Source organism: Rhizobium sp. ZK1 (assembly GCF_047782645.1).
Classification (GTDB): Bacteria; Pseudomonadota; Alphaproteobacteria; order Rhizobiales; family Rhizobiaceae; genus Rhizobium.
Map to the genome: position 1 here is coordinate 354,922 of NZ_CP180587.1, position 22,097 is coordinate 377,018.

The window sequence follows — 22,097 nt, forward strand, 5'->3', positions numbered from 1 at the left end:
TGTGGCAAGCCGCGATGGAAACGATCGCATGGATCACAATAGGCTGAACAATGACGGGCATCTTTCGCCAACCTGCGCCCAGCCTTGGTGAGGATCCGGCAGCTTGAGGCAGCGTGGCTAGGAAAGGCTGGCAGCTCCGGAAGAGCCTGGTCCGGTCATCCAACCGGCCAGCGCAATCACAAACGTCATCGAGCCTGATCAATGAAGGTCGAGAAGCGCGTAAGGGTGGGGACCGACCGAAGAAGGCCTGTACTCACATCGTCGGCGAAAGCAAGGCTCTCTATGCCGCAATCGACAATAGCCTGCCACGCGGCCGCCATCGAGGTGGGAGTCCACGATCCTGCCCACATTGAAGCCGAGCCTAAGGGAACGCTCATGCTCGGCGCGCCCGAGCAAGTCAATGAAGGCCCTGCAGCCGATTTCGCCGCTCACTCAACAATTCACGTTGAACCAGCTCTCTCGCTTCGTTCGAAAGGCCATTCGGCCCGGATAGTCCGAGCTCGACCAACCTCGCCTCGATTGTTCGGGGAACACTTTCTGCTTCGTGCTGGCAGAGCCGCACCAGCCACTTCCATTCATCGTTCGTCATGTCCCGTCGCACGACCATCAACTGCCTCCCCAAGGACGATCTTATTTTTTAGAATATCACAATTCTCGGGGAAGGGCAGCAATGTCAACCGCCTCACAAAACGGGCGTCCGGGCTCCTCTGGAAGCCCGAGGCGAATTTATGCCACGCGCTTCAGCGCATCGCCGATCTTGGAGACAATCGTTTCGATCTCGCTCTTCTCGACGATCAGCGGCGGGGATAGGGCGATGATGTCGCCGGTGACGCGGATCAGCAGTCCCTTGCTGAAGCAGTCGACGAAGACGTCATAGGCACGCGTGCCCGGCGCTCCTGATCGAGGTGCGAGTTCGACTGCACCGACAAGGCCGAGGTTGCGGATGTCGGTGACATGGGGATGGTCCTTCAGCGCATGCAGGGCTTCCTGCCAGTGGTCGGACAGATCCGCGGCACGCGTGAGCAGCCCTTCTTCCTCGTAGATGTCGAGCGTGGCGATGCCCGCAGCGCAAGCGACCGGGTGGCCGGAATAGGTATAACCATGGAAGAGCTCGATCGCGTTTTCCGGACCCACCATTAGACCGTCATGGACCTTCCGGCTGGCAAACACCGCGCCCATCGGGATCGTGCCGTTCGTCAGGCCCTTCGCCGTCGTGACCAGATCCGGAACCACGCCAAAATAGTCCGTTGCAAATGGTGTTCCAAGCCGACCGAAGCCGGTAATGACCTCATCGAAGATCAGAAGAATGCCGTATTTGTCGGCCGTGGCGCGCAATTTTGCGAGATATCCTTTCGGAGGGAGGATGACGCCCGCAGAACCGGACATCGGCTCGACGATAACGGCGGCGATCGTCTCGGCCCCGTGCAACTGAACGAGACGTTCGAGATCGTCTGCAAGTTCGACGCCGTGGTCCGGCAGGCCTTTGGTGAAGGCATTGCGTTCCACGTCGAGCGTGTGGCGCATGTGGTCTGCGGGAATCTGCGGGAACATCCGGCGATTGTTGACGAGGCCTCCAACCGAGATCCCGCCGAAACCGACGCCATGATAGCCCTTCTCCCGGCCGATGATGCGGGTGCGTGTGCCCTGGCCGATTGCCCGCTGATAGGCGATTGCGATCTTCAGCGCAGTGTCGACCGATTCTGAGCCGGAACCGGTGAAGAAGATCCGGTCGAGCTTCGCATCGGCGCCGCCGGGTGCAATTTTCGCCAGTCTGGCGGCGAAGTCGAAGGCGATCGGATGTCCCATCTGGAAGGTCGGGGCAAAATCCATCGTCGATAGCTGACGCTCGACGGCCTGAGAGATTTTCTTGCGGCCGTGGCCGGCGTTGCAGCACCAAAGGCCCGCCGTTCCATCGAGAACGCGGTTGCCGTCGACATCGGTGTAGTACATGCCCTCGGCGGACGCGAGCATACGGGGTGCCGCCTTGAACTGGCGGTTTGCCGTGAACGGCATCCAGAAATTGTCGAGCACCGGAGCGTTCGTCTTGCTGATCTGATCCATCTTGTCCTCCATTGGCTGCAGCAAACGTCCGCCAATTTCCTTGATCGAACAAGTCTTTTTCATAGGGTGCATAAGCTATTGATTTTACGAACTTGTGTTTGTAAAGTTTTCGGTATTTTGAACAACGCAAACGGTGCATGCATGTCGTTTGATATCGGTAATCGTCTTCGCTATGTCCGAACCGCCCACAAGCTTTCGCAGCGTGAACTGGCAAAGAAGACAGGGGTGCGAAATTCGACGATCTCGCTCATCGAATCGAACGCTTCGAATCCCTCGGTCGGCGCGCTGAAGCGCATCCTGGATGGCATTCCGATCGGGCTTGCGGAATTCTTCGCACTGGAGCCGGAGAGGCCCAAAAAGGCCTTTTACGCTGCCGAGGAACTGGTGGAGATCGGCAAGGGCGGCATCTCATACAGGCAGGTCGGCGAGAGCATGTTCGGCAGGAACCTGCAACTACTGAAGGAATGCTATCAGCCGGGTACCGACACGGGGAAGGTGCCCCTCGTCCATGAAGGCGAAGAGGGCGGTATCGTCCTTTCGGGGCGGCTCGAAGTCACCGTCGACAATGAACGGCGGATCCTGGGGCCGGGTGACGCCTATTATTTCGAGAGCCGTCGTCCGCATCGCTTCCGATGTGTCGGCCCCGTTGTCTGCGAGGTCGTCAGCGCCTGTACGCCCCCGACCTTCTAGGGAAGGCCCACAATGCGGGCAGGAACCCGGTCAAGCGCCGTGGAGCTTCCGACGACGCCGATATTGCGATCGTCAATGGCCTACTCCGGGGGCGAGGACTGTCACACAGCGTCAGCTTTCAGTCTCGGAAATGCCGCACCCGAAAGTTTGTCGAATACGTGGACACGATGCTGCTCGACGACAAGCTCGAGAATGGATCCGTCTGCGATCGCCACATGATCGGGAAGATGGATAACCGCAGAGGTTTCGCAGGATTCGACCGTGCCATAGACATAGGTTTCCGTTCCGATGCTTTCGGCATAGTCAACATGATAGCGAACGCGAAGACCGTCGCGGGTTTGATCCCGCGCCAATCCGAAATGACTGGGACGGACGCCAAGCGTGACCGCCTGGCCGATCTGGGCATCGGGGGCCTCCAGCGGCACGTTGAGCGCACCGAATCCGGGCACCTGCAGGGCTATCCCCCCGGGGCCACAGGAAAGCAGTTCGCCTTCGAAAAAATTCATCTGGGGGGATCCGATGAACCCTGCGACGAACCGGTTCGCCGGCGTCTCGAAAAGCTCCAGGGGCGTGCCGATCTGTTCGACACGGCCGGCATTGAGCACGACGATGCGGTCCGCCATCGTCATCGCCTCGATCTGATCGTGCGTGACATAAATCATCGTTGCGCCCAGGCGCTTGTGGAGCCGGCTGATCTCGCCTCTCGTCTGTACGCGAAGTGCTGCGTCAAGATTGGACAGCGGCTCGTCGAAGAGGAACAGCTTGGGGTTTCGAACGATGGCTCGTCCGATCGCCACACGTTGCCTCTGTCCTCCCGACAGCTGTTTTGGACGCCGCTCAAGAAGTGGTTCAATCGCCAGCATCCGGGCCGCTTCCATGACACGGGCATCAATTTCGGCTCGCGTCATTTTGAGGTTTTCGAGGCCGAATGACAGGTTTTTCGCAACGGTCATGTGTGGGTAAAGTGCATAGGACTGAAACACCATCGCAATTTCCCGTTCGCCAGGGGCGGCCTGCGTAACGTCCTTGTCGCCGATCAGGACGCGCCCGCCCGTGACGTTCTCAAGTCCGGCGATCAATCGCAGAAGGGTCGATTTTCCGCAGCCGGATGGGCCGACCAAAACAACGAATTCACCCTCGTTCACATCAAGATCGATGCCATGCAGAATACCGAGGTGGCCAAAGCTTTTTCTGACATCGTTCAATCTCAAACCGGCCATGTCCACTGTTCTCCCAGTAAGCTATGTCAAGCGAAGGTCGCTGATCGAGGCATAATTCAGCCGGCACTTTGCGGGGATCGAATTAGTTCGTCAAGATGACGAACATGAATTTTGCGTTTGCAGATGGTTCCGTCCAGAGCGCGCCTGTCCGGATTCGCTTTCAAATGAGATGGGCGGGCGCGCCGCTCCCGCTGCAGATCGTCCTCAGACCGGCGGGGGGAGGCGCCGTTGCTCGGGAAGGGCCTGCGGAGAAAAGAGAAGGTTGTGCAGGTGGTTGAGGCCGATGGCGAGCGCTCCAATCAATGTGGCGCGGCTGCCGAGGGCGCTTGCTTCGACGGTTATCCTGCGCCGGCTGGCCTTGGCGATGCCTTCGCGAATGCGCTGGACCATCAGCGGATGGCGGCCGATGCTGCCCCCAATGATAATGATGGTAGGATCGACGATGGCGTTCACGGACACGATCAATAGCGCCGCAATGTCTCCGACTTTCCGGATAACCTTGGCTGCAATCGGATCTTCCTCTTCGGCAAGCCTTAAAATATCTCGAACGGACGTGTCCTTTGCGCCGCCCGAACGCTGGTAGAAGTCGCTGATTCCTTGCGCTGCAATGGCGCATTCCAACGCCCCGCGTTCCAGGCTGTCCTCGGCATAGGGATCGGCTCCGAACGGCAGGTAGGAAATCTCGCCTGCTGCGCCGCTCGCGCCACGCATCAGTTTGCCGTCCTGAAGCACGCCAAGGCCGATGCCGGTACCAAGCGAAATGAATGCCACCGTATCAACCGCGACGGCGTGGCCCTGCCAAGACTCGCCTATAGCGGCTGCGTTGACGTCATTCTCCAAGACCACTGGACATGCAAGCCGATCTGCGAGCGTCCTGGCAATATTGATGCTGTCGAGATCGACAAGGTTCGGGGCCATCGACAATGCGCCGGTCGTGGGTTCAACGACGCCAGGGGTTGCGATAGCGGCCACGAGGACATGCTCGCGCGCCACTCCGCTCTCGGCGAGAATTCGAGCGAGGGCTGACTCAACCTGTTCCAGCTGATGATAGCCACCACGACGGTCGGAAGGATATTCTATCTCTCCAACGATGTGGCCCACGATGTTGCCGAGCACGACCCGCGTTGTCGTTGCGCCCATATCGACGCCGACGGCATAGCCGGCGGTGCCGTTCACCTCGTAGGTAATGGCGCTGCGGCCGATGCGGCCGGTCGTAACGCCTTTTTCGCGAACCCAGCCGGCTTCTTCCAGAGTTCTAATGACCTCGGACATTGTCTGCTTGGAGAGCCCGGTGATCTTCGACAGGTCCGCCCGGGATGTGGGGCCGGTATGCAGCAATACGTCCATGACGGCGCGAACCGAAATCTGTCGCAGCACAGGAGGTGCGTTCTCAGTCAATGCCATGAGCCAAATATTCCGGTCGATATACGATTCCGCTTTTCGTCTGCATCTGCTTTTTCCACGAATGCCCGCCAATTTCAAACTGGTTGTTGACAGACCAAAGGCTCACCAATAATAAATTCGTCAACCTGCCGAACAAATATATAAAGAGAGCTGCGTTTGTCAAATATCTCAACTATCGCGCCAGATCTGCGGCCGGCGGTTGGCAATCGCCGCACGAAAGCTCCGGGTCTCGTCGCCGGTGTTGATCTCGGTGGCACGAAAGTGCTCGCGGGCCTATCTGACCTTGACGGCGACCTGCTGGCGACGATGGAAGAGCCGACGGCGCACGGCGAAGGCGCTCCTGTTCTCAAGCAAATTGTGCGCATGATCCTGACCCTTGCGGAGAGGCACCGCGATCGTGGTCCCTTGCTCAAGGCGGTCGTTGGCGTGCCGAGCGCCGTTTCGCCCTCCACTGGCCTTGCCTCCTTGTCGCCGAATCTCGCAATCCCGGCGGACAAGCCGCTTGCTCGGCTGCTTGAGGCCGGGTTGCCCTGTGGCGTGGTTGTCGAGAATGACGTCAATCTGGCAGCTTTTGCCGAGGCGACCCTCGGAAGGGCGCGAGATTGCACTTCTGTGGCCTTCATAGCCTTCGGAACGGGGGTTGGTATGGGGCTTGTTATCGACGGCAGGCTTTTTCGCGGTCACCACGGCCGCGCCGGGGAGCTTGGTCTTCTACCGCTCGGCACAAATCCGCACGATGCCGCACCGAAAGCAAGGGCAGGCCTCTTCGAGGACCAAGTCGATTCGCCGGCCGTTCGTGCTCTCTACCGAGATGGAACCGTGCCGGTGAGCGAGATCTTCCTCAGAGCGGGTTCAGGGGACGGGGAGGCGGCCGCTGCCATCGCAACGCTCGCAAAGTCCGCATCGGTCGGCCTCGCGTCCATTCAGGCGGTCTTCGATCCAGCATTGATGGTACTCGGAGGCGGCATCGGCTCGCGTCCGGAATTCGTCGAGCTCGTCTCGCAGCATATGTCGTCCCTGCTGCCGTTTGCGGTGCAGATTGAACCGACTTCTCTCGGTCCAGAGGCCGGAATGCGCGGTGCCCTGATGCTTGGTTTGCACGAACTTTCCAGCCAGGCTGCCGCATAAGAACAGGAGTTCGCCCATGACGAAGCCACGTCCAAAACCGCGTGTCCTTAGCCCGCTTGCCGATGGGCAACTCGTATCGGAAAAGCCGGTCCTACTGCCGTTCATGGCACCGCGCCTGCAGGGTGATTGCTGGCCGGACGGCAAGATCGAAATTTCTGTCTGGGGTTGTGGAAAGATCGCGAACCTGACCTTCAGCGGTTGGCGTGGGCCTTTCACCTATGCGCCGAACCGCGTCGAAACCAGCGGCGGCGGCCTTTATGTGGCCCAGTCGGCACCGGTGCTATTTTTGAAGGGGGCGAAACTGCGAACACTCATACCCTCGCGTCGTTGCGCTTGGTGGGGAAGCACCACGAAACGCGAACCGGTCGAGCGGCTGGGTGAACGGCGGATTGCCCGAACGGGATGGGGTGTCGCAATCGCCGAGCAGCGACCGGCCGGCATATTTCTCAGTGCAGGCGCATCGATCGAAGAAGCCACCAGGGCTCTCGACCTCGCTCAGGAGGACGTGATTGCGGAGGCCAACGCCTATGTAGCGCGTTGTGATGAGATGCCCGAGGCTTCTCCACTGATGCGCAGCATGGTTTCGCAGAGCCTTCATGCCGCACTTTCAAGCATTCGTCAGGACGAGCATGGGGATTTTGGCGGCCTTGCTGCCGGCCAGGCCTACAGCGCGCCGGCACGAACCTATTATCGCGACGGGTACTGGACGCTTCAGGCCCTGCTGGCGCGTGCACCCGATGCCGTACGCTCGCAGATCGAGCTACTGGCGCGCGGCATACAGCCTGACGGGGAGGCGCCGAGCGGTGTCATCCTGACCGGGCCGGCACAGGCCGAGGAATGGGAGAAGGTTCGCAGATCGCATCCACAGATCAAAGAGGAGCACCTGCGTCCAGGAGATTGGTGGAGCGACCACTTCGACAGTCCGTTGTTCTTCATTCTGACGATCGGCGACTATATCCGTTCGACGGGTGACAATTCTCCGCTGTCTGCTCATTGGGACAAGGTCGTTGCCATCCTTGATCGCTACTGCGCCTTGGATGAGGCCGGAAACGGCCTGCCGGTCAAGCCTGCCCACGATCGCGATTGGGCCGACAACGTCTACCGCCACGGCTACGTGTCATATGATATCGGCCTGTGGGTCGGTGCTCTCGACGTGATCGCCGCTTACGGCGAGGCAATTGACGAAAATATTGCCGCCAGGGCAGCCGCCATCGCCAAAAGAGCTCGCGCATCGATTGACGACGTCCTTCTTCAGGAAGGCGGAACCTATGCCGACTATGGGACGAAACAGGACTTCGTCGAGGATCATCTGACGCTCGACAGTCTCACGCTGCTTCGTTACCGAGCCGTTTCGGCAGAAAGCGCAACAAGGGTTCTGGCCAAGGTGGCGTCGACCCTGGAAAGCCGCAGCAACAGCGATCAGCCCTACGGTGACTGGGGCGTCATGTGTGCCTTCCCACCCTTCAAGAGGCCAAAAGACACCCGCTCAAAATCGGCCTTTGCATATCGCTACCACAATGGATCGGACTGGCCCTACCTGTCGGGTCTTTATGCCGAACAGCGCCTGGTACACGGCCTTGCGGATGCGGAGTATCCGCTGCTGCGCTGGTGGGAAACCTGCCTGGAAGAAGGGTGGATGGGCGCCGTCGAATATTTTGCGCCGCCATGGGGGCGCGGCTCGCTGCTCCAGGGATGGAGCAGCATGCCGGCGATGGCTGCCCTTGCGCACAAAGACAAGCTGCGTTTGCGATGAGCTGAGACGTCGGCTCCGCAGAACATCGTCACGACCTTGTGGGGGGCAAACAATGCAAAAAAGCCGCCCGGAGGCGGCTTTTTCATTTGCTCGGGACCGGCTTTGGCTACTCTTTGGTCGCTCCGGCCATCAGCCCGCTCATCAGCATCCGCTGAAGGGCGGCGAACATGACGAGCACTGGCAAGACCGAGAGTACCGACATCGACAGCAGTCGCGGCCAATTGATGCCGAATCGTCCAACCGTATTGGCGAGCGCGACCTGGACGGTCCATTTGTCCTGATCGGTGATGATCAGGAACGGCCATAGGTAGTCGTTCCAGCGCCAGACGAGGTTGAACGCGAGAAGCGTACCAATTGCTGGGATCGAGAGCGGCACGATGATGCGCAAGAGGATACGCCACTCGGGCGTTCCGTCGATCCTGGCGGCCTCCAGAAGACTGTCGGGAATGTTCGTAATGTATTGCCGCATCAGGAACACCCCGGTCGGTGTCGCAGCGGGGGCGATGATGATGCCGGCGAGCGTATCGAGAAGATGAAGATCGCGCAGGACAAGAAATACCGGGATCATGACGATCTGCAGTGGCACCATCAGCGATGACATGATCAGCAGGAAAAACAGGGTATCGCCTTTGAACCTGAATTTCGCAAGCGCATAACCCGCCATGACGCTGATGGTGACGGACAGCAGTGCCGAGAGCACGGAGACGATCGCCGAATTGCGAAAGAAGATGAGGAATTTGGCTCGCGACACCGTTTCGATGAAATTCTGCAGCGTTACATGGGCTGGAAAAATGGTTGGCGGCCACTGGAATATTTCCTGTTGCGATTTCAGCGACGACAAGAACAGCCACACCGGCGGCATCAGGAAGACGAAGAGCGTCAGGGCCACGAAGGCGAGCCGCCAGGGCGAATAGATCCGTGTCATGTCTGGCTCCTCGACAGGCGCAACTGGACGATCGTCAGCAGCAGAAGAATTGCAAAGAGAACCATCGACTGGGCAGCGGCAACGCCGGCCTGCATCGGCTTTTGAAACGCCGTATCGTAGATCGTCTGGATCAGATAGACCGTCGCCTTTCCTGGCCCGCCCCCCGTCAGAGATACGACGAGCTCATAGACCTTGAAGGCCTCGATCGAGGACAGCACCAGAACCACCGCCATTGTCGGCCTGAGGAGCGGCAACGTTATATGTGTGAACTGGCGCCATTTGCTGGTGCCATCAATTGATGCGGCTTCATAGTAATCCGCCGAGATTGCGGTGAGGCCGGCGATGAAGATCATCATGTTGAAACCGGCTTGAGCCCATACCCAGGCGATGATCATCGCAATCTGAGCCATGGTATCTTGTTCGAGCCATGGAACGGGAGCAATTCCCGCAAGCGATAGCAGATAGTTGACGAGACCGTTGTTCAGGCCGAAAAGCCAGCGCCACGAGACGCCGATGATCAGCAGGCTGATCATCGAGGGAAAAAAGACGATCGTCCGGACAACCGCAAAGAACCTCGTCTGAGGCGACAGAAGCAGCGCCAGTGCCAGGGAGGCGACGATGTTCAGCGGTACCGCGATAACAACGAAGACGACCGTCTTGACGAGCGAGGTCTGAAAGTCGGCATCGCTCAAAAGCCCAAGGAAATTATCAAAGCCCACATATTGCGGAAGAGTGCTCGGCACCTGCGGGACGACCACCACGCCTCGCTTGAAGAATGCCATCATGAGGCCCTGGACAAGCGGATAGAGAGTAAAAGTAACGAGCAATGCGATCGTCGGCAGCATCAGCAGATACGGCCAACCGAGATTGAAAAGGCTGTTGCGCCGGCCTTTCGGCACCGGGTGGAAACCCAGTGCCGAACTGCCTTGTTGCGGGATCGCCGCCGTCACTTGCTCGCCTCAAGCGAACCGTCGGCGGCTTTCTTGATCTGCGCGATCGCCTCGGCCGAGGAAATCTGACCGGCGACAGCCTGAGTGACGGCGGTCTTGACCGTACCCCAGACGGCCTGCATTTGCGGCCAGGCCTGATCTGTCGCCGCGTAGACGGGGCTCGCGTTCAGTTCGTTCTGCATCGTGGTGATCGCCGCCGTCGCAGCCGGATTGTCATACTTGACCGGGGGTGCCTTGAGGTTGGCGGGGATCATGCCGAACGTCTTGGCGTATTGCGCCTGGATCTCGGGCGAGGTGACCCACTTTATGAATTCGATGGCTTCCGGGAGGTGTTGGCTGGTGTTGAAGGCGACGATGTAGTCACCTCCATAGATCGATGAAGCAACCGTTCCACGCGGCGTCGGTCCGGCCTGCCAGGCGAATTGCGCATTGGTAGCCAGGCCGGCGATCTGCCAGCTGCCGGACATATAGGCTGCCGCCTGACCTGCCGTGAAAAGTTCCTTTGGATTGTCCGAGCTCGCGCCGCTCCACAGGCCGGGCGGCATGGCAGCCTTGGTGATGTCGATGAATTTATCGAGCGTGCTCGTCCAGGCCGCCTCGTCCATCACGACCTTGACGGGTTCCTTCTCGGTGTAGATGTGGTTGCCATATTGATATTCGTGAACGATCCAACGGCTCGCCGAAACATCCCAGACCAGCGGATAGCGAGTGCCGGATTTCTCTGCGACCTCCTTGATCTTCGGAATGAACTCTTCCCATGTCCAACCGGTCGCCTGGTCCGGGATGGCAACGCCTGCCTTTTTGAAGGCGTCAGCGTTCAAGAAGATGCCAGTCGAAGTGACGCGCAGGGGTGCGGCAATCACCTCGTCGCCAAGTTTGGCTCCATCGGCCCAACCCTTGACGAAGTCGTTGATCCATTCCGGTCCGATCTCCTTGCTGAGGTCTGCCAGGAAGGGCCTGATGACCGGCTCCATGGAGGATGTCAGCGACAGATCCGGCATGATCCCCGATGCAGCATATTGCTGGAATTTCTGAATCATCCCGTCATAGGGTGTAATTTCAAGGTCGAAGGTCGTTTCGGGATGCAGCTTCGTGTACTGATCGAGGAGCGCGCGCGTATCCGCTTCCTCTTGATCGTTTTCGACATACCATACGAGCTTGAGCTCAGAGGCCGCGGCGAAGGACATTGTCATCGCCAGGGCGCTGGCGGTCATTAGAATTGTCTTTAGCGTTTTCATAGTTCTCCCTCTCTGGCTTGTCATTCTGACATCCGAAATGAACGGCCTGCAACTGAACTCCCTCAGGCCTTTGTTCGTAACCATGACGAATTAAATACGAGTTTTCCGGACTGTCAACACAACACATTCGGTTCAACGCGATTTAGTTCGTCCTGTTGACGAATAAATGCCGCATGCTATGAAAAGCCCAGAATAGGCGGAGGCCAGAATAGGCGGAGGTATGTGATGGAGATATTCGTCGAAGCGGTGGACGGCGGTATTCAGATGGCGCTCGATACGGTCGCGGCAGCGGGAGGCGGAACGGTCTTCCTTCGGCCGGGCCGTCACTCCACAGGCGCGCTTCGATTGAGGAGTGATGTTACCTTGCATATCGAGGAAGGCGCTGTCCTCGCATTCGTGGCCGATTATGAGCTTTATTCCGAAAATGCCGTCAGCGTGTACGCTGAGTCCTCAAACCGCGCCTATATCGTCGCGCAGGACGCAATGAATATTGCCATCGTCGGCAAAGGCTCGATCGATGGACGCGGCGATGCCTTCCACACTGGCTTCGACGAGGGGGTGGGCACCTTCACTCCGGTAGCCGAACGCCCACGCGTGATCGTTTTTGAGGATTGCACCAACATTCGTTTGGAAGACGTCCACATTACGGATTCGCCTATGTGGACGATCCATCTCGTGCGCTGCCGGGATATCGTCGCTCGTGGGCTTCGCGTCTCCAATAACCGCCAGCTCCCCAATACGGACGGGATCGTTATCGACAGTTGCAGCGACGTCACGATTTCTGAAGCCGTCATTCGTACCGCCGATGACGGTGTGTGCCTGAAGACGAGCTTGAGCGACAAAGGAATTGGACGCTGCGAGCGGATCGAGATCTGCGATAGTGTGATTGAGAGCAAGAGTTGTGCTCTCAAAATCGGCACGGAGAGCTTCGGCGATGTATCTCAGGTCCGATTCCTGCGCTGCCGGATCGAGAATTCGAACCGTGGTCTTGGCATCTTTTCGCGCGATGGCGGCAAGATTGAAGACGTCGTCTTCCGCGATATAGAGCTCGATTGCAGCGAGACGCCTGATGGGTTCTGGGGCTCCGGAGAACCGTTCACGATAACCAAGCTCACACGCCGCCCGGAGCGCCCGGCAGGAGCAGTCCGGATGGTGTTGGTCGAAAACGTTTCGGGGCGAAGTCACGGTGCCGTCAATCTCTTTGCGGAGGAGCCGGGCGGTATCGATGGGATCGTTCTGCGCGGGATCGATATCAAAATGGACGAAGGGCCGCTTGGCACCGCAAAGCGGTACGACTTGCGACCGACAAATGCCGATCTGGCGCCGCCGAAGGGCGCGCAGGGGCGCGGCAACGCCTGGGTGCGAGGACAGGACGGGCAAATCGTCGGGCTTTTCGACTATCCAGGGGGACTGCCGGGCGTTTTTGCGCAAAATGTGACAGGGCTCGAGTTGGAAGACATAACGATCCGCCGGCCAGAACCGCTGCCTGCAGGATGGAACCCGGCAACAACAGTGCTGATCTCCTGAGACCGGCATGGCCTCTTTTCGACACTGAATGCTCAGACAAGGAGAAAATCATCAGAAAATTTGTGATATTGTGATTTATACTTGTTCCACTTTTGTGAGTGTGCGATCCTTCTAGACTGAAGCCAACGATTTCGACGTGCTTCACGTGAGAGGGTGTTCAATGGCGCGCATTACGCTCAGGCAGTTGCTGGATCACGCGGCGGAGGAGGGCTACGGCGTTCCCGCCTTCAACATCAACAACATGGAACAGGCGCTCGCCATCATGGAGGCCGCAGATGCGGCCCGCGCCCCCGTCATCATGCAGGCATCACGCGGCGCGCGCGCCTATGCGCATGACATCATGCTCAAGCACATGATGGACGCGGTCGTCGAAATCTACCCGCATATCCCGGTTTGTGTGCATCTCGACCACGGTAACGACCCGGCCAGCTGCATGACAGCCATTCAGGCGGGCTTTACCTCTGTGATGATGGATGGCTCGCTGAAGGCGGATGCGAAGACACCCGCCGACTGGGACTATAATGTCGGGGTGACAAAGCGGGTGACCGAGATGGCCCATCTCGGCGGCATTTCCGTTGAAGGCGAGCTCGGCGTGCTTGGCTCTCTGGAGACCGGGATGGGAGAGGCCGAGGATGGACACGGTGCGGAAGGCAAACTGTCTCACGACCAGCTGCTGACCAACCCGGACGAGGCGGTGAAGTTCGTGCGTGAAACACGGGTCGATGCACTGGCAATCGCCATGGGGACCTCGCACGGCGCCTACAAATTCACGCGCAAGCCTGATGGTTCGGTGCTGGCGATGAATGTCATCGAAGAGATCCACCGCAAGCTGCCGAACACGCACCTCGTCATGCACGGGTCGTCGTCGGTGCCGGCCGAGCTGCAGGAGATCATCAACAAATACGGCGGTCAGATGAAACCCACCTGGGGCGTACCGGTCGAAGAGATCCAGCGCGGCATCAAGAACGGCGTGCGCAAGGTCAACATCGACACCGATGGCCGTATGGCCATGACCGGGCAGATCCGCCGGGTCCTTCAGGAAGATCCGAGCGAATTCGATCCCCGCAAATATCTGAAACCGGCAATGGCCGCACTTACCAAGCTTTGCAAGGAGCGCTTCGAACAGTTCGGCACCGCCGGCATGGCGGATCGGATTACGCCTCTTCCGGTTTCGGCGATGGGAAAGCGCTATGCATCCGGCGCGCTCGATCCGGTGTTTTCCTAGATCTCATCGACTGACGGGCCGGACGCTTTTTCCCGGTTCGATATCCGGTGTCCCGGCTGACAGCGTCTGGCCGTGAAACGCCTTGAGCAGGGAGACGACATCATCGATCTCACGCTCAACACGCGGAGCATCCCAGCCGAGTGCTTTTGCGGCGATGCCGGCAATATCCGTCAACCCTTCGTAGCTCAGCTGGCCCTCGATTGCGATCGTCGTGCGCCGGAGCACGATATCGGAGAGGTGAACCACAAGCTCATTGCGTGCGATCCAGTCGATCTCCCGGAAACTATAGTGTTCGGCAGCCGATACGCGCCGCTCGTCGGAATGATCGGAGGGGGAGATCACCATCGCCTCGGCCGTCGTCCCGTAGCGGTTCAGAAGTTGTTCCGCGCGTGCGGCGGTGATGCCTGCAGCCTTCGCGATCCTGTCGACGAAGACCCGCCTCGCCTGCGCGTCGGCCGGAAATGCCTTTCCGCCGCCAATCGGAAGGTAACGGGTCGACTGCTTGCGCGAACGCTCCAGCCGGGAAAGAACGGTGTCGGCAACCTCCTCGGCAAAACCGCGAAACGTCGTCCATTTGCCGCCGACGAGCGACATGATGGCAAATGGCCTCTGGTCGTCCGGTTCGATGACCGGGGCTGAATGGTCGCGGCTGATCAGGCCAGGGGCAGTTCCGTCGGAGGCCGGAAGCGGCCGGATGCCGCTATAGGTGTAGACGATCTGGTCGCGATCGAAGCGCAATGTCGGAAGCAGCGATTGCAAGCTCTGCAGGAAATAATCGATTTCTGGATCCTCGCAGCGCACAGTGTCGGGATCCCGGCTTGGAATATCCGTCGAGCCGACGAGCGCCAGTCCGAGATAGCCGTAGACCAGGCAGATGCGGCCATCATCGGCCTCGAAATAGATCATATGGCCGTTCAGGCTGCGCACCAGTTCTGGATGATCGATCAGGATATGGGAGCCCTTCGTGCCGCCGATCAGGCGCGAGGGCGCGCCGAGTGCTTCGTTGACATGATCGATCCATGGCCCGGCCGCGTTCACGACGAGTCTCGGCCGGACCGAGAATTCAGTTCCATCCTCTTTTCGGAAAGACAGGCGGCCTTCGGATCTGGCCGTCAGGGTGGCAAAATTTGCCGCGGCACAATGTGGGTTCGCCTCAAGCCCGTCCTTGACGAGTTCGTAGACGAGGCGCTCCGGCCGGCTGATCTTTGCGTCGTAATAAATCCCGCCGGCAACGATGTCCGGCGTGACATGCGGCATTTCCTGCCTGGCCTTCCTTTTCAGGATCAGACGGTGGCGCGGCATCACACGATCGCGCGAACCGAAAAAGTCATAAAGGGAAAGACCGATCTTGATGAGCACGGCTCCGCGGCTGCGCGGCGCGGTCTTGGAACCGGCCAATGTCCTCAGTGCCGCCCAGATGCCGCGTGTCCAGGAGAAGACCGGAATGAATGTCGGCAGCGCCTCGACGCAATGCGGCGCGTTCTTCAAGAGCAGATTGCGCTCCAGAGTGGATTGGGCGACCAGGCCGAATTCCCCGGTTTCCAGGTATTTCAATCCACCATGTATGAGGCGGGAGGGTGCTGCACTCGTTCCGGAACCGAAGTCCGACTTATCGACGATCATGCAGCTGACGCCCTGCAGCGCCAGGTCGCGAAACAGGCCGGCGCCATTGATGCCTGCTCCGAGGATGACGACGTCAATGTCGTTCTCGCTTGTATCCGGGCTGCGCTCGAGAGGGGTGAGGGTCATGGCACTGTCGTCCTAAACTGCGGCGTCTGCCGCGCTTTCCTGCGCAAGGCCAGCGATCTTTGGCCAGAGCGGCTTCATTGTTTCGGCGATCTCCAGGAACAGCCGGTAGCGCTTGTCATAGTCGGCGCTGCGGATGGGATTTGGCATGCAGTTTTCGCCCTGTTTTTTTGTCGTCGACGCGCTTTGCGGATCTGCGTAGATACCGGCGCCTGCGCCGGCGCAAAGTGCGGCTCCCCAGGCGGCGGCCTCGTCGGTGCCAGTCACCGTCACGGGCATTGCAAGAATGTCGGCAAACATCTGTACGACGGCGGGGTTGCGCGATACGCCGCCGGCAAGCCGCGCCTCCGTGAAGGCAAAGCCGTCGCGCAGCGCATCGACATGGATGCGGTGGTTGAATGCGATCCCCTCCAGCACGGCGCGCAGCATGTCACCGCGGTCATGCCAGCCGCCGAGTCCGAAGAAAGCCGCGCTTGCCGAAGCGCCATAAGGCGACCCGTAGAGATAGGGATGGAAAAGTACGGGAGAGGGGCGCTCGAAAGCCGCGTCGATTTCGGATGCGAGCAGAGCGTGGATGGATGTGCCGTCGGCGTCGCAACGTGCCCGATCGCCGGCGCATAGTTTTTCGATGAACCATTCGTAATTCGCGCTCGATGCAGGCGAAATCGACATGCTGTTCCAGACGCCCGGTGCAATTCCGTTGCGGCAGAACCAGCGTCGATCGACGCGCGGTTCAGAAGACAGCGTCTCATTGATCGAATAGGTTCCAGCAATGACGGCAACGACGCCATCGGCATAACCACCCGCGCCAAGGGCGGATGCGGTGACATCATGCAAGCCGGCAGCCACAGGCGTGCCATCGACAAGGCCGGTCAGACGCGCCGCATCGGCTGTGATCCGTCCAACGATCTCGTCCGAGCGTGCGGCAGGCGGCAGAGTGCCAACAAGCGCCTGCAAGCCGAACAGACGCAGGGCGTCCTCGCTATAGTCTTGTGTCCTTACATTGGTGAATGAGGTGCTGGCTTCGGTCCGATCTGTGCCGACAGTGCCGGTCAGGCAAAAGCGCAGCCAGTCCTTGCAGCTCATGATGTGGCCGATACGCTTGAACCGTTCCGGCTCATGGTCGCGCATCCAGGCCAGTAGCGCCGACGGCGCCGAGACATGCGGGACTTGACCTGTCAGCTCGATCGCCTCTTCGGCGACCTTATTTTTCATCCACTGATCGACGATATCACCTGCGCGGCTGTCCAGCGATACGATGCCGTTGCCAAGCGGCGTCTGCGACTGATCCAGCACATAGATTCCGTCGCCATGCGCCGTTGCCGCGACGGCCTGGATATCGTTTGCCGGGCGGCCGCTGAGAGCAATGGCCTCGCGGATCGCTTCGGCCGTTGCGGTCCACAATTCGTGCATGTCCCGTTCCACGAACCGCGGCCTCGGGATGAGCTGGGTCACGCGCCGCCGCGCGACGGCGATGGGTGTGCCGTCTATATCGAAAATGACGGCCTTCGTGACAGTCAGGCCGCTATCGATCCCGAGAAGGCTCGGCATGCGTATTCACCTTTCTATTGCGACCGGGCAGCCCGGTCACATGCGCCCGCCACTGGTCCTGGCAACGACGACATTGATATCCCTGGACCGCATCCGATCGATGTGAACGGGCAGCGTCTTGTCGTCGACGATGACGACGTCGAATTCATCGAGCGCCGCGAAGCTGTGAAGCGCGCGCCGCTCGAATTTTGTATGGTCGGCAAGCAGGATGCGTTTGACGGAACAGTCGAACATGGCACGCTTCGTATCGACGGTTTCGGGCGATTGATGCAGCACGATCCCGTCGCTGATGGCGGACATCGAGATGAAGGCGATATCCGCCCGCAGACCCCTGATCTCGCTGATCGTCATGCGCCCCATGAAAGCATTGCACCAGTTGTAATACTGGCCGCCGAGCGCCAGCAGGGTGACATCGTGCATGCCGGTCAGCGCATTCATCAGCGTCAGCGAATTGGTGATGGCGGTGATCGGCACTTTTGCGGAAAGGTGCGATGCCATCTGCAATACGGTCGTCGAGTCGTCGAAGAAGATCGCCTGTCCGGGCTCCACGAATTGCATCGCCGCCTCTGCAATCACTTTCTTTTCCGCCGACTGTCGGCTTGAGCGGTAGACATCGCTGGACTCGATCAGATTGGTGGCCGCCGCAGTGACGATCCCGCGCGTTTTCCTGAAGATCCCGCGGCTGACGAGTTCATCCACATCGCGATGCGCCGTCATCAGGCTGATGCCGAAGCGGTCGGTCAGATCTTCGATGCGCATCGAACCCTCACTCATGACGGCCTCCGCGATCATCCGCCGGCGGGCGACCTGGCGCGTCTGGCGGCTGTCGCTGGTCAGTTGGTCCAACAGCTCATCGCCCTGATTGGTCTTCTGTGTCACGGGTCACCCTTGTCGCTGAATTCCATACCCCAGCTTCGTATAGTGATTGCCGTGCCAAGGCAAAGAAGGCGAAAGCGGCTTGACGTGGTTGAAAGGTCAAGGAGGGCGCCCGGTCGGGCGCCCTCCATCGCATTATTGGGCCAGAACGAACGGGCCGGTATACTTGTCGATATTGTCCTTGGTGATCAGCAGGCAATCGAACAGCTGCTTTTCGCTCTTGGCGCCGGTGCTGCCCGTCTTGATGACGTTATCAGCTTGCTTGACGGCCTCTTCGGAGAAGACGGCAACGGGCTGTAGGACGGTGTATTGCAGCTCGCCTGCCTTGATCGCGGCGACCGCATCCGGTGAGCCATCGAAGCCGCCGACCTTGACGTTGGCGAGCTTGCCGGCTTCTTTCAGCGCTGAGATCGCGCCGAGTGCCATTTCGTCATTGCCGGAGATCACGCCGATGATGTCGGGATTGGCCTGCAGCATGGACTGCATCTTGTTGTGACCCTGGGTGCGGTCCCAGTTAGCGACTTCCTGGGCGACCTTCTGAAGGTCGGGATACTGTGTCAGGACGGTCTCGTAGCCGTTGGAGCGCGTGGCGGCGTTGTTGTCAGATGGTGCGCCCAAGAGTTCGGCATACTTGCCCTTGTCGCCGACCGCTTCGACCCACTGCTGCGCGCCGATCGCCGCCCCCTGGGCGTTGTTCGAAACGAGCTGCGCCTTGGCGAGGCCTTCCTGGTTGATCTCGGCATTGACGAGAATGACCGGGATACCGGCGGCCACTGCCTTCTTGACCGCGCCGATCGAACCGTCGGCGTTTGCCGGATCGAGGATGATGGCGACCGACTTGTTGGTGATAGCCGTGTCGATCAGGTTGCTTTCGGTGTTGGTGTCGCCCTTATGCGCGCTGACCGAGGCGGTGTAGCCGAGCTTCTCGGCTGTCGCCTTGGCGACATTGCCTTCTGTCAGCCAATAGGGATTGGATGGATCATTGACGATGATCGTCATCTGGCCCGCCGCCCAGGCGGAGCTGACGAGGATCGGGGCAACAGCTGCGGCTGCCAGAAGAATGCGCATGCCTTTCTTAAACATAGTCTCTCTCCCTTTGTGAGTTCAGGTGCTGCCGGAAACCGGCGGTGCTTTCCGCGATCGGCCTTTTGGAAATCCAGGTACCGTCGTGGATAAGTTCTGCTGCTGACGTCAGGACGATTTTGTCCGGCGTCCGTATTGGATACTGTTCATGAGGACCGCGAGGACGATGACCGCGCCGGTAAAGACGGTCTGCCAGTAGGCCGACACACCGATGATGACGAGACCGTCCGACAGGAAGCCGATCACGAACGCGCCGAGCATCGTGCCGCGCACTGTGCCGCGCCCGCCGGTCAGCGCCGCGCCACCGATGACGACAGCCGCAATCGCCGTCAATTCGTAGGTCGTGCCCGCCGTCGGACCGGCAGAGGTCAGCTGCGATGACAGGACCAGGCCGGCAATTGCCGCGCAGACGCCCGAAAGCACGTAAACGATGACCTTGACGCGCTTGACCGGCACGCCCGAGAGATCGGCCGCGCGCTCGTTGCCGCCAGAGGCGTAAAGCCAGCGGCCGAAAGCCGTGCGGCTCAAGACGATGCCGCAGATGATCGCAAGTACGGCGAGCACGATGACGCCGATCGGAATGCCGGCGAGGCGGTTGAAGCCGAGCCAGTCGAAACCGGTATTGCCGAGTTCCGGACGACCGCCGAGATTGTTGTAGGTCAGGCCGTTGGTCATAAGCAGCGCAATGCCGCGGGCGACATAGAGCACGCCGAGCGAGGCGACGAAGGCCGGAACCTTCAGATAGGCAACCAGCACGCCATTGACTGCGCCGACGACAGCGCCAAGAGCGCAGGTAATGACCACAACTGCCCAAACGGGCGGATAGAGAATGACGCCGAAAGCGCTAAGCGTGACGCCCTGCATGAGGAAGCCGGCAATGCAACCCGCAAGCCCGAGCGTCGAGCCGACCGACAGGTCGATGCCGCCATTCAAGATAACCAGAAGCATGCCGATCGCCAGAATGCCGAAGATCGCGACATGCGAGGCCATGGTCAGGAAGTTACCGAGGGTGAAGTAATAGGGCGACAGGAAGGAGAAGACCGCGATGATGACGATCAGCGCGAAGAAGGCGCGGCCTTCCAGGATCAGGCGCACGAGGTTGGTATTGCGCTTATGCCCATGCGATACTGATTTCTGTTCGGCAATGTTCGTGACTGACATAATCAGTGCTCCATAATTCCGGGCTAGTGCGCGACCACGGCTTCGCCTGACGCGGCCATGATCTTTTCCTTGGTGACGTCAGCACCGAATTCCGCTGAGATCCGGCCGCGATGCATGACGATGATGCGGTGCGCGATGCTCAGGCACTCGTTGACCTCGGACGTCGAGTAGATGACGGCGAGACCCTGGCGGGCGCGTTCGGCAAGCAGCTTGAAGACTTCCGCCTTGGCGCCGATGTCGATGCCGCGGCTCGGCTCGTCGAGAAGAATGACCTTCGGGTCGGTCGCCAGCATCTTGCCGATAACCACCTTCTGCTGATTGCCGCCCGACAGCGAGCCGATGGCCGCCTCTCCTCCATCGGTCTTGACGTGGACTTTGCGAATGGAGGCATCGACGAGCTCACGCTCGCGACGGACGGATGTGAACAACCCCTTGGTAAAGGCACCGATGCTGGCGAGCGACAGGTTGGAGCCGACCGTCATCGTCTGGACGAGGCCGTCGCGCTGGCGATCCTCTGGCACCAGCACGAGGCCGCTTGCGATACGTCCGGCGATGCTCAACTGCCCGACGTCCTGGCCTTCAAGACGAATGGTGCCGCCACTGGCGCGCAACCGCCCGGCCACGCATTCCAGAAGCTCGGTGCGACCGGCGCCCATCAGGCCGTAGATGCAGACCACCTCTCCGGCCCGCACGTCCAGCGACAGGCGATCGACGGAGTTGAAAGCTGATCCAGAGGGGCCGGGAACGGTGAGATTGTCGATCGAAAGCGCAGGCTTACCGAACGCATAACCTTCAGGCGGGTTGCCGAGATCGAAGTTGTCGCCCACCATGTTTCGCACGATCCATTCGAGATCGATGTCCCTGCGTTGCGCATAGGCAGTCATGGTGCCATCGCGCAGCACGACCGCATGGTTGGTGATCTGCAGCGCTTCCTCAAGATGATGCGAGATATAGACGATCGATACACCGCGATCGGTCAGGTCGTGGATGACTTTGAAAAGCATCTCGACTTCGGTGGCGCTGAGTGCTGAGGTCGGCTCATCCATGATCAGGATACGCGAATTGACCGACAGCGCCCGGGCGATTTCGACGATCTGCTGCTGGCCGAGACGCAGATCTTCCACCTTGGTCAGCGGATCGATCTCCTCTTCCAGTTCTTCCATCAAAATGCGCGTCTGGCGCTCTTCCTCCGCGAAGTCGACCACGCCGCCCTTGATGATCTCGCGGCCCATGAAGATGTTGTCGCGAACGCTGAGGTTGGGCGCGAGGCTGAGTTCCTGGTGAATAATCGAGATGCCGCATTCGCGTGCATGAGTGGAAGAGTTGAAGCTGATCGGCGTGCCGTCGAGAATGATCTCGCCTGACGTCGGCTGGACGACGCCTGAAAGGATCTTCATCAGGGTCGACTTGCCTGCGCCGTTCTCGCCGAAGAGGGTCGTCACCTGTCCACGACGAATATCGAAATTGACGCCTTTGAGAGCATGCACATTGCCATAAGATTTGGCTATGTTGCGGGCAGCCAAGACGACCTCGCCAAGGGTCTCGGATATGGGCATCGG

At 59.7% G+C, this 22,097-nt stretch carries 17 protein-coding genes; 5 read left to right on the top strand and 12 right to left on the bottom strand.

The annotated features are described in order from the left end of the window. Window positions 1–726 precede the first annotated feature (726 nt). Window positions 727–2,061: an aspartate aminotransferase family protein gene (locus ACK9YZ_RS24265; RefSeq protein WP_416067894.1), complete on the bottom strand. Its 1,335-nt coding sequence runs from the start codon at window positions 2,059–2,061 to the stop codon at window positions 727–729. A 141-nt stretch (window positions 2,062–2,202) separates the two neighbouring features. On the opposite strand from ACK9YZ_RS24265, the gene ACK9YZ_RS24270 reads away from it, so the two are divergent. Next, complete coding sequence (locus tag ACK9YZ_RS24270; RefSeq protein ID WP_416067895.1) at window positions 2,203–2,751, top strand: cupin domain-containing protein; 549 nt, start codon at window positions 2,203–2,205, stop codon at window positions 2,749–2,751. Window positions 2,752–2,852: 101 nt separating this feature from the next. On the opposite strand, the gene ACK9YZ_RS24275 is transcribed toward ACK9YZ_RS24270, so the two are convergent. Then, on the bottom strand, window positions 2,853–3,971 hold the full coding sequence (locus tag ACK9YZ_RS24275; protein WP_416067896.1) for an ABC transporter ATP-binding protein: 1,119 nt from the start codon (window positions 3,969–3,971) through the stop codon (window positions 2,853–2,855). 204 nt (window positions 3,972–4,175) lie between these two features. Then, window positions 4,176–5,375 carry an ROK family transcriptional regulator gene (locus ACK9YZ_RS24280; protein WP_216759315.1) on the bottom strand — a complete coding sequence of 400 codons (1,200 nt, stop codon included), beginning with the start codon at window positions 5,373–5,375 and terminating at the stop codon, window positions 4,176–4,178. 156 nt (window positions 5,376–5,531) lie between these two features. Between ACK9YZ_RS24280 and ACK9YZ_RS24285 the strand changes: the two genes are divergently transcribed. Beyond that, window positions 5,532–6,503 carry an ROK family protein gene (locus ACK9YZ_RS24285; protein WP_416067897.1) on the top strand — a complete coding sequence of 324 codons (972 nt, stop codon included), beginning with the start codon at window positions 5,532–5,534 and terminating at the stop codon, window positions 6,501–6,503. A gap of 16 nt (window positions 6,504–6,519) precedes the next feature. Next, complete coding sequence (locus tag ACK9YZ_RS24290) at window positions 6,520–8,256, top strand: GH116 family glycosyl hydrolase (protein WP_416067898.1); 1,737 nt, start codon at window positions 6,520–6,522, stop codon at window positions 8,254–8,256. Window positions 8,257–8,362: 106 nt separating this feature from the next. On the opposite strand, the gene ACK9YZ_RS24295 is transcribed toward ACK9YZ_RS24290, so the two are convergent. Genes ACK9YZ_RS24295 through ACK9YZ_RS24305 form a run of 3 tightly spaced genes read right to left on the bottom strand, consistent with a single transcriptional unit; the run spans window position 8,363 to window position 11,345 of the window. Beyond that, complete coding sequence (locus tag ACK9YZ_RS24295) at window positions 8,363–9,181, bottom strand: carbohydrate ABC transporter permease (protein WP_216759312.1); 819 nt, start codon at window positions 9,179–9,181, stop codon at window positions 8,363–8,365. Beyond that, the gene (locus ACK9YZ_RS24300; RefSeq protein WP_216759311.1) at window positions 9,178–10,131 is read right to left on the bottom strand and encodes a carbohydrate ABC transporter permease; all 954 of its coding nucleotides are present in this window, start codon (window positions 10,129–10,131) and stop codon (window positions 9,178–9,180) included. Before ACK9YZ_RS24300 ends, ACK9YZ_RS24295 begins: the two co-directional genes overlap by 4 nt. Next, window positions 10,128–11,345, bottom strand: a complete 1,218-nt coding sequence (locus tag ACK9YZ_RS24305) for an ABC transporter substrate-binding protein (RefSeq protein WP_416067899.1) — start codon at window positions 11,343–11,345, stop codon at window positions 10,128–10,130. Before ACK9YZ_RS24305 ends, ACK9YZ_RS24300 begins: the two co-directional genes overlap by 4 nt. 249 nt (window positions 11,346–11,594) lie before the next feature. Between ACK9YZ_RS24305 and ACK9YZ_RS24310 the strand changes: the two genes are divergently transcribed. Beyond that, the gene (locus ACK9YZ_RS24310) at window positions 11,595–12,896 is read left to right on the top strand and encodes a glycoside hydrolase family 28 protein (protein ID WP_416067900.1); all 1,302 of its coding nucleotides are present in this window, start codon (window positions 11,595–11,597) and stop codon (window positions 12,894–12,896) included. Window positions 12,897–13,056: 160 nt separating this feature from the next. After that, complete coding sequence (gene fba / locus ACK9YZ_RS24315) at window positions 13,057–14,121, top strand: class II fructose-bisphosphate aldolase (protein ID WP_416067901.1); 1,065 nt, start codon at window positions 13,057–13,059, stop codon at window positions 14,119–14,121. Window positions 14,122–14,124: 3 nt separating this feature from the next. Here fba and ACK9YZ_RS24320 read toward each other — a convergent pair whose 3' ends face one another. The 6 genes from ACK9YZ_RS24320 to ACK9YZ_RS24345 form a co-directional block, all read right to left on the bottom strand. Continuing rightward, window positions 14,125–15,870, bottom strand: coding sequence for a glycerol-3-phosphate dehydrogenase/oxidase (locus ACK9YZ_RS24320; RefSeq protein ID WP_416067902.1), 1,746 nt, complete (start codon window positions 15,868–15,870; stop codon window positions 14,125–14,127). 12 nt (window positions 15,871–15,882) lie between these two features. After that, a complete protein-coding gene (locus ACK9YZ_RS24325) occupies window positions 15,883–17,418 on the bottom strand; it encodes an FGGY-family carbohydrate kinase (RefSeq protein WP_416067903.1) in 1,536 nt (511 codons plus the stop codon). Window positions 17,419–17,454: 36 nt separating this feature from the next. Continuing rightward, a complete protein-coding gene (locus ACK9YZ_RS24330) occupies window positions 17,455–18,297 on the bottom strand; it encodes a DeoR/GlpR family DNA-binding transcription regulator (RefSeq protein WP_416067904.1) in 843 nt (280 codons plus the stop codon). 132 nt (window positions 18,298–18,429) lie between these two features. Further along, window positions 18,430–19,377: a D-ribose ABC transporter substrate-binding protein gene (locus tag ACK9YZ_RS24335; protein ID WP_216759304.1), complete on the bottom strand. Its 948-nt coding sequence runs from the start codon at window positions 19,375–19,377 to the stop codon at window positions 18,430–18,432. 108 nt (window positions 19,378–19,485) lie between these two features. Next, the gene (locus tag ACK9YZ_RS24340) at window positions 19,486–20,538 is read right to left on the bottom strand and encodes an ABC transporter permease (RefSeq protein ID WP_416067905.1); all 1,053 of its coding nucleotides are present in this window, start codon (window positions 20,536–20,538) and stop codon (window positions 19,486–19,488) included. Between the two features lie 23 nt (window positions 20,539–20,561). Then, window positions 20,562–22,094 (bottom strand): sugar ABC transporter ATP-binding protein, encoded by a 1,533-nt coding sequence (locus tag ACK9YZ_RS24345; protein WP_416067906.1) that lies wholly within the window; start codon window positions 22,092–22,094, stop codon window positions 20,562–20,564. Window positions 22,095–22,097 lie beyond the last annotated feature (3 nt).

Bases quoted from the DNA above. Each gene is read 5' to 3' on its own strand.
- ACK9YZ_RS24280 (WP_216759315.1), bottom strand. From the start codon at position 5,375: ATGGCATTGACTGAGAACGCACCTCCTGTGCTGCGACAGATTTCGGTT.
- ACK9YZ_RS24275 (WP_416067896.1), bottom strand. From the start codon at position 3,971: ATGGCCGGTTTGAGATTGAACGATGTCAGAAAAAGCTTTGGCCACCTC.
- ACK9YZ_RS24290 (WP_416067898.1), top strand. From the start codon at position 6,520: ATGACGAAGCCACGTCCAAAACCGCGTGTCCTTAGCCCGCTTGCCGAT.
- ACK9YZ_RS24345 (WP_416067906.1), bottom strand. From the start codon at position 22,094: ATGCCCATATCCGAGACCCTTGGCGAGGTCGTCTTGGCTGCCCGCAAC.
- ACK9YZ_RS24265 (WP_416067894.1), bottom strand. From the start codon at position 2,061: ATGGATCAGATCAGCAAGACGAACGCTCCGGTGCTCGACAATTTCTGG.
- ACK9YZ_RS24295 (WP_216759312.1), bottom strand. From the start codon at position 9,181: ATGACACGGATCTATTCGCCCTGGCGGCTCGCCTTCGTGGCCCTGACG.
- ACK9YZ_RS24310 (WP_416067900.1), top strand. From the start codon at position 11,595: ATGGAGATATTCGTCGAAGCGGTGGACGGCGGTATTCAGATGGCGCTC.
- ACK9YZ_RS24270 (WP_416067895.1), top strand. From the start codon at position 2,203: ATGTCGTTTGATATCGGTAATCGTCTTCGCTATGTCCGAACCGCCCAC.
- ACK9YZ_RS24335 (WP_216759304.1), bottom strand. From the start codon at position 19,377: ATGTTTAAGAAAGGCATGCGCATTCTTCTGGCAGCCGCAGCTGTTGCC.
- ACK9YZ_RS24325 (WP_416067903.1), bottom strand. From the start codon at position 17,418: ATGCCGAGCCTTCTCGGGATCGATAGCGGCCTGACTGTCACGAAGGCC.
- ACK9YZ_RS24305 (WP_416067899.1), bottom strand. From the start codon at position 11,345: ATGACCGCCAGCGCCCTGGCGATGACAATGTCCTTCGCCGCGGCCTCT.
- ACK9YZ_RS24340 (WP_416067905.1), bottom strand. From the start codon at position 20,538: ATGTCAGTCACGAACATTGCCGAACAGAAATCAGTATCGCATGGGCAT.
- fba (WP_416067901.1), top strand. From the start codon at position 13,057: ATGGCGCGCATTACGCTCAGGCAGTTGCTGGATCACGCGGCGGAGGAG.
- ACK9YZ_RS24320 (WP_416067902.1), bottom strand. From the start codon at position 15,870: ATGACCCTCACCCCTCTCGAGCGCAGCCCGGATACAAGCGAGAACGAC.